Origin of the sequence: Planotetraspora sp. GP83, from assembly GCF_041262585.1 — a bacterium.
In the GTDB taxonomy this organism is placed as follows: domain Bacteria; phylum Actinomycetota; class Actinomycetes; order Streptosporangiales; family Streptosporangiaceae; genus JAOEGB01.
The window spans coordinates 62,962-74,588 of record NZ_JBGCBZ010000027.1; the positions used below are offsets into that span (position 1 = coordinate 62,962).

10 protein-coding genes and 1 pseudogene are annotated in these 11,627 nt (G+C 68.5%); 7 read left to right on the forward strand and 4 right to left on the reverse strand.

Translation table 11 applies throughout. The annotated features are described in order from the left end of the window. Window positions 1-55 precede the first annotated feature (55 nt). On the reverse strand, window positions 56-736 hold the full coding sequence (locus tag ABH927_RS29455; protein ID WP_370026901.1) for a DedA family protein: 681 nt from the start codon (window positions 734-736) through the stop codon (window positions 56-58). A 163-nt stretch (window positions 737-899) separates the two neighbouring features. Between ABH927_RS29455 and fbaA the strand changes: the two genes are divergently transcribed. The 4 genes from fbaA to ABH927_RS29475 all read left to right on the forward strand — a co-directional run bounded on the left by fbaA (window position 900) and on the right by ABH927_RS29475 (window position 4,958). Beyond that, window positions 900-1,922, forward strand: coding sequence for a class II fructose-bisphosphate aldolase (gene fbaA, locus ABH927_RS29460; RefSeq protein ID WP_370026902.1), 1,023 nt, complete (start codon window positions 900-902; stop codon window positions 1,920-1,922). Window positions 1,923-2,016: 94 nt separating this feature from the next. Next, entirely contained in the window at window positions 2,017-2,439 is a 423-nt protein-coding gene (locus ABH927_RS29465) for a DUF3151 domain-containing protein (RefSeq protein ID WP_370026904.1), read from the forward strand. Between the two features lie 161 nt (window positions 2,440-2,600). Further along, the gene (locus tag ABH927_RS29470; protein WP_370026906.1) at window positions 2,601-3,884 is read left to right on the forward strand and encodes an adenylosuccinate synthase; all 1,284 of its coding nucleotides are present in this window, start codon (window positions 2,601-2,603) and stop codon (window positions 3,882-3,884) included. A gap of 99 nt (window positions 3,885-3,983) precedes the next feature. After that, complete coding sequence (locus tag ABH927_RS29475; protein ID WP_370026908.1) at window positions 3,984-4,958, forward strand: glycerophosphodiester phosphodiesterase family protein; 975 nt, start codon at window positions 3,984-3,986, stop codon at window positions 4,956-4,958. Between the two features lie 3 nt (window positions 4,959-4,961). Here ABH927_RS29475 and ABH927_RS29480 read toward each other — a convergent pair whose 3' ends face one another. The 3 genes from ABH927_RS29480 to ABH927_RS29490 all read right to left on the reverse strand — a co-directional run bounded on the left by ABH927_RS29480 (window position 4,962) and on the right by ABH927_RS29490 (window position 7,589). Then, window positions 4,962-5,156: a ferredoxin gene (locus ABH927_RS29480; protein WP_370026910.1), complete on the reverse strand. Its 195-nt coding sequence runs from the start codon at window positions 5,154-5,156 to the stop codon at window positions 4,962-4,964. A 12-nt stretch (window positions 5,157-5,168) separates the two neighbouring features. Further along, entirely contained in the window at window positions 5,169-6,368 is a 1,200-nt protein-coding gene (locus tag ABH927_RS29485; protein WP_370026911.1) for a cytochrome P450, read from the reverse strand. Between the two features lie 105 nt (window positions 6,369-6,473). Next, window positions 6,474-7,589 carry a magnesium and cobalt transport protein CorA gene (locus ABH927_RS29490; protein ID WP_370026913.1) on the reverse strand — a complete coding sequence of 372 codons (1,116 nt, stop codon included), beginning with the start codon at window positions 7,587-7,589 and terminating at the stop codon, window positions 6,474-6,476. Window positions 7,590-7,890: 301 nt separating this feature from the next. Between ABH927_RS29490 and purD the strand changes: the two genes are divergently transcribed. The 3 genes and pseudogenes from purD to ABH927_RS29505 form a co-directional block, all read left to right on the forward strand. Beyond that, the gene (purD, locus tag ABH927_RS29495) at window positions 7,891-9,153 is read left to right on the forward strand and encodes a phosphoribosylamine--glycine ligase (protein WP_370026915.1); all 1,263 of its coding nucleotides are present in this window, start codon (window positions 7,891-7,893) and stop codon (window positions 9,151-9,153) included. A gap of 65 nt (window positions 9,154-9,218) precedes the next feature. Continuing rightward, window positions 9,219-10,832 (forward strand): DUF262 domain-containing protein, encoded by a 1,614-nt coding sequence (locus ABH927_RS29500; RefSeq protein WP_370026917.1) that lies wholly within the window; start codon window positions 9,219-9,221, stop codon window positions 10,830-10,832. Then, a pseudogene (locus ABH927_RS29505) lies at window positions 10,829-11,596 on the forward strand (type II toxin-antitoxin system HipA family toxin); the annotation flags it as partial. The gene ABH927_RS29500 and the pseudogene ABH927_RS29505, both read left to right, overlap by 4 nt. Window positions 11,597-11,627 lie beyond the last annotated feature (31 nt).

Sequence of the window (11,627 nt, forward strand, 5' to 3'; positions counted from 1 at the left end):
GCCGGCATGAGATCGCCGGACACAAGCGGTCTCAGTACCGGCGGCTCACGAGGGACTAACGAGGGGCGTGGTGACGGCCCTTGGGTGCGGGGACGGCGGCGCGGCGGTTCTTGAGCACCTCGCGGACGATGGGGATGACCGAGAGCAGCACGACGACGAAGACGCCGGGGAGGATGTACTTGTCGATCCCCTCGACCTTGCTGCCGAGGAAGTAGCCAAGGAGCAGCAGGGCCTCGACCCAGGCGACGCCCCCGACGACGTTCCAGGCGAAGAACTTGCGCGCGTCCATCTCCAGGACGCCCGCGACGGGGTTCATGAACGTGCGGACGATCGGCATGAACCGCGCGGCCACGACGGCCTTCGCGGGGCCGAACTTCTCGAAGTAGTGCTCGGCCTTGTCGACGTGCTCCTTCTTGAACAACCGCGAATCGGGCTTGTCGAAGAGCCTCCGGCCGAACCTCGCCCCCAGGAAATGGCCGAGCTGGGCCCCGGCGACCGCCGCCACGGGCGCGAAGACCAGCAGAGCCGGGAGCGACAGCGGCGCGATCCCGAACCCCTGGGCCGCGGCGGCGGTGCTGAAGATGCCGGCCGTGACCAGCAGCGAGTCACCGGGCAGGAAGAACCCGACAAGCAGCCCCGTCTCGGCGAATACGATGGCGATAACACCGATCGTCGCGAAGGCACCGAGCATGCCCAGCCACCACTTGGGGTCAAGAAGGTCCAAGAGCACGTCCACGGTGTGAGCCTACCTGTCCCATATGAGACGAGACTGAGAAGCCACAGGCGCTTTCGGGAAATACACGGTGTGAATTGACCGGAGCCTCCGCGCTTCCCTGATCGGCCTGGCCTTCGGGATACTGGCCAGCGCCGGTTACCGTCCGAGAAGGAGATGACTTCCGATGCCTATCGCGACTCCAGAGGTCTACGCCGAGATGTTCGACCGCGCCAAAGCGGGCGGCTTCGCCTATCCGGCGATCAACGTGACCTCGTCGCAGACCTTGCACGCGGCCCTTCGTGGCTTCGCGGAGGCGGAGAGTGACGGGATCATCCAGGTGTCCACCGGTGGTGCGGAGTTCCTCTCCGGCACGACGGTGAAGGACATGGTGACCGGGTCGGTCGCCCTGGCCGAGTTCGCCCGGGCGGTCGCCGACAAGTACCCCGTCACCGTGGGCCTGCACACCGACCACTGCCCGAAGGACAAGCTGGACGGTTTCGTGCGCCCGCTGCTGGAGATCTCGCGTGAGCGGGTCGCGCGCGGCCTGGACCCGCTGTTCCAGTCCCACATGTGGGACGGCTCCGCCGTACCGCTGCAGGAGAACCTGCACATCGCGGCCGAGCTCCTGGAGAAGGCGGCCGAGGCGCGGGTGATCCTCGAGGTCGAGATCGGCGTCGTCGGCGGCGAGGAGGACGGCGTCGTCGGCGAGATCAACGAGAAGCTGTACACCACGCCGGAGGACGCCCTGGCGACCGCCGAGGCACTGGGCCTGGGCGAGCGCGGCCGCTACCTGCTGGCGGCGACGTTCGGCAACGTCCACGGCGTCTACAAGCCGGGCCACGTCAAGCTCCGCCCGAGCGTGCTCAAGGAGATCCAGGAGGCGGTCGCCGCCAAGTACGGCAAGGACAAGCCGTTCTCCCTGGTCTTCCACGGCGGCTCCGGCTCGGAGCTGGAGGAGATCCACGAGGCGATCTCCTACGGCGTGGTGAAGATGAACATCGACACCGACACGCAGTACGCCTTCACCCGGCCCATCGTGGACCACATCTTCAAGAACTACGACGGCGTGCTCAAGGTCGACGGCGACGTCGGCAACAAGAAGGCCTACGACCCCCGTTCGTACGGCAAGAGCGCCGAGGCGGGGATGGCCAAGCGCATCACCGAGGCCTGCCAGCAGCTCAAGTCCGCGGGCACCAAGATCAAGTAGTCAGGGGAACGGAAGGCCGATCGCCGTATCGGCCTTCCGTTTTCGTGTGACCGATCATTACCGTTTGGGCCCTCAACAGGTAAGACTGTGTCCCATGGAAACGCACGAGAACCTCCTGTCCGGGCCGCCGCCCACCCTCCTGCCGGACAACACCGAGGCGCGAGAGTTGCTCCAGGCAGGCGCCAAGGCGGCCGACGTGGCCGCGCGCTTCCCCGCTTACCCGGCTGCCTGGGCCATCCTGGCCGACGACTCCTTCGCCTCGGGCCACGCCGTGACGTCGTACGCGTTCGCGCGCACCGGATACCACCGGGGGCTCGACCAGCTCCGCCGCGCCGGATGGAAGGGCCACGGCCCGATCCCGTGGGAGCACGAGCCGAACAGGGGGTTCCTGCGCTGCCTGTACGCGCTGGGCCGGGCCGCCCAGGCCATCGGCGAGAAGGACGAGGCCGAGCGCTGCGCCCAGTTCCTGCGTGACAGCAGCCAGGCGGCCGCCGACGCCCTCGCCAACGGCGAGTAGCCGCACGTGGGCGGCTCCTTTCACGAAGGGGCCGCCCGATGAGGCGTCGAAATCAGCGCCCGGACATCCCATGTACCGGAACGCTCAGGTAGTCTCTGTTTGCAAGAGGCCCCTGTCGCGCTTGCGTCAGGGGTTTTCGTTTTGTGCGCGGGAGTAAGACCATGCCGGCTGTCGTTCTCGTGGGCGCCCAATGGGGCGATGAGGGCAAGGGTAAGGCCACCGACCTGCTGGGCGGCGACGTTCACTACGTCGTCCGCTACCAGGGTGGCAACAACGCGGGCCACACCGTGGTCATCGGGGACCAGAAGTACGCGCTGCATCTGCTGCCGACAGGGGTGCTGTCCCCTGAGGTGGTGCCGGTCATCGGCAACGGCGTCGTGATCGACCCCGGTGTGCTCCTGAGCGAGATCGACGGGCTCGCCGAGCGCGGGATCAACTGCGACCGCCTGCTGATCTCGGCGAGCGCGCATTTGATCATGCCGCACCACAAGGCCATCGACAAGGTCAGCGAGCGCTACCTCGGCAAGGCCAAGATCGGCACGACCGGGCGGGGCATCGGGCCCGCCTACGGCGACAAGATCTACCGAATGGGGGTCCGCGTCCAGGACCTGCTCGACCCGGGGATCCTCAAGGAGAAGATCGAGGTCGCGCTCACCGAGAAGAACCAGATCCTCACCAAGATCTACAACCGCCGCGGTCTCGACCCGGTGAAGGTCCTGGACGAGTACCTGGCCTACGCGGAGCGGCTGCGCCCGCACATCGCCGACACCTCGCTCGTGCTGAGCAAGGCGCTCGACGAGGACAAGGTGGTGCTGCTCGAGGGCGGCCAGGGCACGCTCCTCGACATCGACCACGGGACGTACCCGTTCGTCACGTCCAGCTCCCCCACCTCGGGCGGCGCCTGCGCCGGATCCGGCATCCCGCCGACCCGGCTCACCCGGATCATCGGCATCCTCAAGGCGTACACGACCCGCGTCGGCTCCGGCCCCTTCCCGACCGAGCTTCTCGACGAGCAGGGCGAGTGGCTGCGCCAGACCGGGCACGAGTTCGGCACGACCACCGGCCGCAACCGCCGCTGCGGCTGGTTCGACGCCGTCATCGCGCGGTACGCCACGCGGATCAACGGGGTCACCGACTTCTTCCTGACCAAGCTCGACGTGCTGTCGGGACTGGAGCGGATCCCGGTGTGCGTGGCCTACGACGTGGATGGCGTGCGCCACGACGAGATCCCGATGACCCAGACCGAGTTCCACCACGCCAAGCCGATCTACGAGGAGTTTCCCGGCTGGCAGGAGGACATCACCGGCGCCAAGACGTTCGAGGACCTGCCGCCCAACGCGCAGTCCTACGTCAAGGCGCTGGAGGAGATGAGCGGGGCCCCGATCTCCGCCATCGGCGTCGGCCCCGGCCGCACCCAGACCCTCCAGCTCCGCTCTCTGATCTGATATCCGGACGGCTGTGCCGTACGGCATGGTTTGCGGGCATCCACGCGAGAATCGGGGGATGCCGGGTGGGGAGCAGGCGAGACAGTAGGGTACGCCGTTGTGCACGGATACGTTGAGCTACACGGTCACCGGGGAGCGCGCGGGCTGAGGCCCGAGAACACGCTTCCCGGCCTGGCCTTCGCGCTGGAGCTCGGGGTCGACGCGCTGGAGTTCGACGTCGCCATGTCGGCCGACGGGGAGCTCGTGCTCACCCACGACCTCATCGTCTCGCCGGTGACCAGCGCCGACACGGGCACCGCGGAGCCCGGGGACCCGATGTTCCCCTACGTGGGCAAGCCGATCATGGGACTCACCCTCCCGCAGCTTCGCACGCTCGACGTCGGCGTACGGCTCCCGCAGCGCCCCGACGACGTGTTCGCGCTCACCCAGGTGCCGCTTCCGGACACCCGGATGCCGACGCTCGGCGCGGTGCTCGGCCTGATCGACGCCCTGGGCGCCGACCGCGTCCGGCTCAACGTGGAGCTGAAGTCCGACCCGACCCGTCCCGACCTGTCGGCCGACCCGCGCAGGTTCACCGAGCTCGTCGTGAAGGAGCTGGACCGGCACGACCGGCTGTCGAGGGCCGCGATCCTCAGCTTCGACTGGCGCATCCTGGAGATCGCCAAGCCGCTGATCGCCGAGCGGTACGCCCTGATCGAGCGGGACACGATGACGCCGGCCTGGATGAACGGGCTGGACCTAGCTGACTTCGGGGCCGACTTCGGGGCCGACTTCGGGGCCGACTTCGGGGCCGACTTCGGGGCCGGCATCCCGGCGGCGGCCAGGGCGGCCGGAGCCACGACGCTGTCGCCCGACCGGGAGCTCGTCGACGAGACGCTGATGACCGGCGCGTCCCGCGTCGGCCTGCCCGTCGCCGTGTGGACGGTCAACGACCCCGAGGAGGCCGCCCGGCTGATCGACATGGGAGTGTCCGGGATCGTCACCGACTACCCGGACCGGATGCGCCGCCTCTGGCAATCCCGCGGCCTCCCCCTCCCCGCACCGGTCACCCCCCTTCGCCCCGTCGACGCCTGACCGTCACGGAGAGAGCGAAAGGGCTCCGGAGGGGCAGAGCTGGACGGCGCGGCGGACGGCCGCCTCGCGGGCGCCTGGCGGCTCGGGATCCAGCAGCACGACCGTGCCGTCGTCCTCGCTCTGGTCGAAGACCTCCGGCACGCTCAGCGCGCACATCCCCGCGCCGACACAGCGGCCGGTGTCCGCGTGGATCTTCATGGCCTCACCTCCCTACCAGGTGACCGGCAGCCGGTGCACCCCGTAGATGGACATGTCGCTGCGCATCGGGACCTCCTCGGCCGGTACGGCGAGGCGCAGCCCGGGGAAGCGGCGCAGCAGAGCCGGGTACGCGACGCGCATCTCGGTCCTGGCGAGCTGCTGTCCCAGGCATTGGTGGATGCCGTGGCCGAAGGTCAGGTGGCCGTGGGCCGACCGGGTGACGTCGAGGGTCTCGGCATCGGCGAACCGCTCCGGGTCGCGGTTGGCGGCGGGCAGCGAGAGCGTCACCGACTCCCCCGCCCTGATGAGGTGACCGTCCAGCTCGACGTCCTCCAGCGCGGTCCGCACGGGGCCGATGTGGATGATCGTGAGGTAGCGCAGCAGCTCCTCGACGGCGTCCTCCACCACAGCGGGTTCATCGCGTACGGCGGCGAGCTGGGCGGGGTTGCGCAGCAGCGCGAACGTGCCGAGCGCCAGCATGTTCGCGGTCGTCTCATGACCGGCGATGAGGAGGAGCAGCGCCATGCCGGTGACCTCCTCGCCGGTCAGCTCGCCGCCGGACACGAGGCCGCTGAGGAGGTCGTCGGCCGGCTCCGCGCGCTTGCGCCGCACGAGGTCCTGGAGGTAGGTCAGGAGGTCGGCCATGGCCGAGACCACCTGGTCGGACGTCGATTCGAGGTTCAGCATCACCGCGGAGTCCCGCTGGAACCGCACCCGGTCGTCGTACGGCACGCCGAGCAGCTCGCAGATCACCAGCGAGGGAATGGGCAGGGAGAACGACTGGACGAGGTCGATGGGGCCTCCCTCGCGCTCCATGGCGTCGAGGCGGCCATTGGTGATCTCCTCGATCCTCGGCTCCAGCTGCTTCATCCGGCGGACGGTGAACTGGCCGGTGAGCAGCCGCCGGTGGCGGGTGTGCGCGGGCGGGTCCATCCGGAGGAAGAATCCCGGCGGCACCCGAAGGCCCTGGAACTGGGCTATCCGCTGGGGGATCGGCGGGTGGAGGAGCTCGGGGCGGGTGCTGAAACGGGAGTCGGCGAGGACGGCGCGGGCCGCGGCGTACCCGGTCACCAGCCAGCCTTCGTGTCCGTCCGGGTACGCCATGCGGCAGATGGGGGCTTCGGCTCGCAGCGATCTCAGCTCGTCCGGCGGGTCGAAGGGGCGCTCACGAACGATGGGATACGTCACCAGACCGGGCATCGCCTCTGTCATGACACGCTCCTTGCCGAGTTGTCAGCTCCCTCCACATAACAGCATCAATTGCATATTTGCACCCACCCGCGGTGAGATCGCCGTACGGAATCGAGCAGCGAAAGGTCAGAGCCAGCCGTTGCGGCGGAAGGCCCGGTGGAGAAGCGTGCAGGCGACGACCATGACGCAGATGACGAGCGGATATCCGTAGACGGCCTTCAGCTCGGGCATGTGCTCGAAGTTCATGCCGTAGACGCCCGCGATCATCGTGGGGACCGAGATGATCGCCACCCAGGAGGAGATCTTCCGCATGTCCTCGTTGGCCAGCGCGTTCGAACGGGCCAGGGCGGCCTGCAGGATCGAGTCCGACAGCTCGTTGGAGGCCTGGACCTGCTCGCACACCCGGGAGAGGTGGTCGCCGACGTCGCGGAAGTACTCCCGCATGTCGGACGGGATCATGCGGCGCTGGGGAAGCGCGTTGAACGGCGTCTGCAGGGGACCGACGGCCCGCTTGAGCTCCAGCATCTCCCGCTTGAGCTGGTAGATCCTGTTGATGTCGCGGGAGCTGACCTCGGCGAAGACGGCCGCCTCGACCTCTTCGAGCTCGGCCTGCATCAGGTCGGCGACGTGGAGGTACTTGTCGACGACGTGGTCGGCGATCGCGTGGAGCACGCCGGTCGGCCCGCGGCTCAACAGCTTGGGCTTGTCCTCCAGCTTCTCGCGCACGTCGGCCAGCGGGCAGTGCCTGCCGTGCCGTACGGTCACGACGAAGTCGGGCCCGACGAACACCATGATCTCGCCGGTACCGATGATCTCGCTGCTGGCGGTCAGCACCTCGTGGTCGAGGAAGGCCACGGTCTTGAGGACGACGAACAGCGAGTCGCCGTACCTCTCGACCTTGGGCCGCTGGTGCGCCTTGATGGCGTCCTCGACGGCCAGGGGGTGCAGGCCGAAGACCTCGGCGAGCCACTCGACCTCGGGGGCGGCGGGCTCGTGCAGGCCGACCCACACGTAGGCGTCGGGAACCGGGCTGTCGTTGTTGTGCTCACGGACGAGGCTGACCGCCTCGGGGATGCCGCCGGCGGCGACCTTCTTGCCGCCGATGTACGCGCCGAACTCGACGAGGGAGTTGCTCGGCGGGACGCACTGACCGTCCAGTGTGGCCGTCACGGGTGCGCTGAGGCGAGTGGGGAGAACGCGGCTGTGCTTGGTGATGCGGGGGAACAGCGTTGAGGAGCGCATGGCGGTCCCTTCCCGCCCGAGCCGGCACGCTCCACGCGCGACGTGATGTCACCCCTTTATGCAGGCGTGAGCTGCCCCTCGGGCTCAGTTGTGAAGTGGTCGGGAGTGCGCACGACGTACGTGCGCGAGCACGTACTGACGGGATCACCAGAATTCATCCCGGACCACCTCCAATCGCCACGAGACGGGACGAAGCCCACCTAATTTACCACATCAGTGTCGAGCCGTCCCTTGAGCCTACCCCTTATCCGTCCTGTTGATCATGTACTTCTCTGTTCCCAATGGGCGCGACAATGGACAGGTGCGCGTTCTTGTCATTGGTTCCGGGGGCCGCGAGCACGCTCTGTGCCGTGCCCTGAGGCTCGACCCGGCCGTTTCCGAGGTCCACTGCGCGCCGGGCAACGCCGGCATCGCGGAGGTGGCCACCCTTCACCCGGTGGTCCCCACCGACGGCGCCGCGGTCTCGGCGCTGGCCGTGCGGCTGGGAGCCGGTCTCGTCGTCGTCGGGCCGGAGGCCCCGCTGGTCGCCGGCGTGGCCGACGCCGTCCGGGCCGAAGGCGTCCCCTGCTTCGGGCCGTCGAAGGAGCCCGCCGCGATCGAGGGGTCCAAGGCCTTCGCCAAGGACGTCATGACGGCCGCCGGGGTGCCCACCGCGCGGGCCTTCACCTGCGTCACGGAGGAGGAGGCCGCCGCCGCCCTCGACGCGTTCGGCCCGCCGTACGTGGTCAAGGACGATGGGCTGGCGGCGGGCAAGGGCGTCGTCGTGACGGGCGACCGCGACGAGGCGCTGGAGCACGCCAGGGCATGTGAGCGGGTCGTCATCGAGGAGTTCCTCGACGGTCCCGAGGTGTCGCTGTTCGCCCTGTGCGACGGGGAGACCGCGGTGCCGCTCCAGCCCGCGCAGGACTTCAAGCGCGCCTACGACGGCGACCGCGGCCCCAACACCGGGGGCATGGGCGCCTACACGCCGCTGACCTGGGCGCCGGAGGATCTCACCGAGCAGGTCATGCGCGAGATCGTGCTGCCGACCGTGGCGGAGCTGGCCAAGCGCGGCATGCCGTACACGGGGGTTCTCTACGCGGGGCTGGCCCTGACGAAGGACGGGCCGCGGGTGATCGAGTTCAACGCCCGGTTCGGCGACCCGGAGACCCAGGTCGTGCTCGACCGGCTGGAGACGCCGCTCGCGGGCCTGCTGCTCGCCTGCGCGACCGGCGAGCTGGCCGCCCACGAGCCCCTGCGCTGGCGCGGCGGCGCGGCGGTGACCGTGGTCGTCGCGGCCGAGAACTACCCCGCGGATCCGGTGAAGGGCGACACCATCGAGGGTCTTCCCGCCAGCGGCGAAGGGCACGTCGAGGGAGGCGTCGAGGGGGCGTACGTCCTGCACGCGGGCACCGCGCTCGACGGCGACCGGCTCGTGTCGAACGGCGGCCGGGTCCTCAACGTGGTCGGCACCGGCGCGGACCTGGCCGAGGCCAGAGCCAGGGCGTACGACGCCCTCGGGCGGATCACGCTGCGCGGCTCCCACCACCGCTCCGACATCGCCCTCGACGCGTCACGCCGCTGAGCGGCAATCGCCGGTGAACCACCCTGCCGCGGACATACGATTGATCAGCGGAGGGGAGGTCTGACATGGCCACGGTCACCCGGCCCAGAGTCGAGCAGACCCGGCCCGGGCAGCTCGTCGAGTGGGCTCAGTCGGGACGGCTGCGTGTCCCCTACTTCCAGCGTTCCTATCGCTGGGAGCGGGACGACGTGGTGAAGCTCTTCGACAGCATCCTGCGTGGCTATCCCATCGGAAACCTCCTCATGTGGCAGCGTCCCGCTGACGCCGCGGTCCTGGAGGTGGGCCCATTGGCGGTCACCGCTCCGCAGGTGCCCGACGCGCTGTGGGTGGTGGATGGCCAGCAGCGGATCACCAGCCTGGTGGGCGCCCTCGCGGCGCCCGCCGACACAGTGGACCCGAGATTCAGAATCTTCTACGACCTCCGGCAGGACACCTTTGTTTCCGCCGGACGGCGGGAGGATGTTCCCGGGCACTGGCTCCCCGTTCCGGTCTCGCTCAGCAATGTGAGCGTCCTGGCCTGGCAGCGTGAACGCTCCTGGCTCACCGATCTGGACATCGCTCGTTGCGACGCCGTGGTCACCTCCATCCGCGACTATTCGATCCCCATGTACGTAGTCGAAGGCGATGACGAGCAGGCCTTGCGAGTGATCTTCGACCGGCTCAACAACTTCGGCCGCCGCCTCACGCAGGCGGAGATCTTCAACGCGCTGCACACCGTGTCCGGCCAGATGGAGCCCTCGGGTCTCGCCGCGCTGGCCGCCAATGTCAAGGGCTTCGGCTTCGGAGAGATCCCCGAGCGCGTTCTCATGCAGTCCGTCCTGGCCATCCGCGGCGGGCGGATCGACCGTGACTTCCGCGGCGAGTTCAGCGATGACACGGATCGGCATGAGGCCTTCAAGAGGACCGAGCACGCGCTGGGAATCGCCATCGACTTCCTCCGGGACGAGGCGGCCATCCCCCATGTGCGGTTGCTGCCGTACATGCTCTTTCTGCCAATTCTGGCCAGGTTCGTCGAACTGTTCGGCCCTCCGGAAGGCCGGGCGGCGGAGTTGCTGCGCCGCTGGGTCTGGCGCGGTTCCGTGCTCGGCGTCGCACCACAGGGAAACACCGTCGCGCTGCGGAAGAACGGCTTGGCGGTCGAGGACGATCCGGTCATGAGCGCGGACCAGCTCCTGCGCCTGCTTCCGCCGGGCGGAGCACCGTGGCGGCCTGCTCTCGGAGCCGTGCGGCTCAATCAGGCCCAGGCGAAGGTGAACCTGCTGGGGATGCTCTCCCGGCGTCCCCGCGTTCTGGTGGCGCCGTTCGGTGCGGAGGACCGGGTCGGCACAGCGGTCGACCCCACCTGGCTCATGGACCAGGGCTGGAATCCGTTGATCCCCATCATGAGTGACGGCGGCGGACTAGAGGAAACCGTAGCCAACAGGCTCGTCCATCCGATGGATGTGGCCGCTTGGGATGTCTTATCGGCCCTGGACGATGTGGACTTCGGCGCCGAGATCCTCGAAAGCCACTTCATCGACAACAGGGGCCTGCGCCTTTACCGCCAGAACGAGCAGGAGAAGTTCGTGGCGTACCGGGCCGTCCTGGTCGAGACCGCGATCGTGGAACACGTCCAGGAGAACGCGCTGTTCACCTTCCCGGACGGCCCCGAGCTGTTCAGGCCGGACTACACCGAATGAGCGCCCAGACGACGGCTCGCGTGCTGCTCGGCGACAGGCCCGTCGGCGTGCTGACCTTGCGGGCGGGCAAGGTCTCGTTCCAGTACACCGATCGTGCCGCGGACCGTCCGGTGTTGGGGCTGGCCTACGAGTACAACCCGCGCAAGCTGGAGACCGGAATCGGCGGCCAGCTTCCGCCGTGGTTCGCCAACCTCCTCCCGGAGAGAGAATCGGGGCTGCGTCGCCTCATCACAGCGCAACTGGGTCTGAAATCGGTCGCCGACTTCTCTCTGCTGGTCCACCTCGGCCAGGACCTCCCGGGAGCCGTCCGCGTCGTCTCCGACGAAGCGGGCATGGAGGACTCCGAGACGGAGCGTGCATGGCGTAGGCCAGGAGCCCGGAAGATGAGCTTCTCCTTGGCCGGAATGCAGGTCAAGCTCTCGATGACCCGGACACTCGAAGGCTTCGTGAACGGGAGCGTCGGCGGCGACTGGATCGTGAAGTTTCCCAGCGACCGCCACGATCTGCTTCCTGAGAACGAACACGCCATGATGACGTGGCTCGCTATGTCCGGTGTCGACGTGCCCGATCATGAGCTGGTGCCCGCGGAGGTGTTGTCGAACATTCCCGAAGGACTGATCGGCGAGGGCGAGAAGGCCTTTGCCATCCAGCGGTTCGACAGGGTCGCGGGGACCCGCGTGCATCAAGAGGATTTCGCACAGATTTTCGGACTTCTCCCCCAGGAGAAAGACCGTGGCCGGGCGGAGGACGTCGGAACGGTGATCCAACGCGAGTCCGGGAGAAGTGCCCCGTGCC

Excerpts from the sequence above, each read along its gene's own strand:
- ABH927_RS29465 (WP_370026904.1), top strand. The coding sequence starts at position 2,017 with ATGGAAACGCACGAGAACCTCCTGTCCGGGCCGCCGCCCACCCTCCTG.
- ABH927_RS29470 (WP_370026906.1), top strand. The coding sequence starts at position 2,601 with ATGCCGGCTGTCGTTCTCGTGGGCGCCCAATGGGGCGATGAGGGCAAG.
- fbaA (WP_370026902.1), top strand. The coding sequence starts at position 900 with ATGCCTATCGCGACTCCAGAGGTCTACGCCGAGATGTTCGACCGCGCC.
- ABH927_RS29480 (WP_370026910.1), bottom strand. The coding sequence starts at position 5,156 with ATGAAGATCCACGCGGACACCGGCCGCTGTGTCGGCGCGGGGATGTGC.
- ABH927_RS29485 (WP_370026911.1), bottom strand. The coding sequence starts at position 6,368 with ATGACAGAGGCGATGCCCGGTCTGGTGACGTATCCCATCGTTCGTGAG.
- ABH927_RS29490 (WP_370026913.1), bottom strand. The coding sequence starts at position 7,589 with ATGCGCTCCTCAACGCTGTTCCCCCGCATCACCAAGCACAGCCGCGTT.
- ABH927_RS29500 (WP_370026917.1), top strand. The coding sequence starts at position 9,219 with ATGGCCACGGTCACCCGGCCCAGAGTCGAGCAGACCCGGCCCGGGCAG.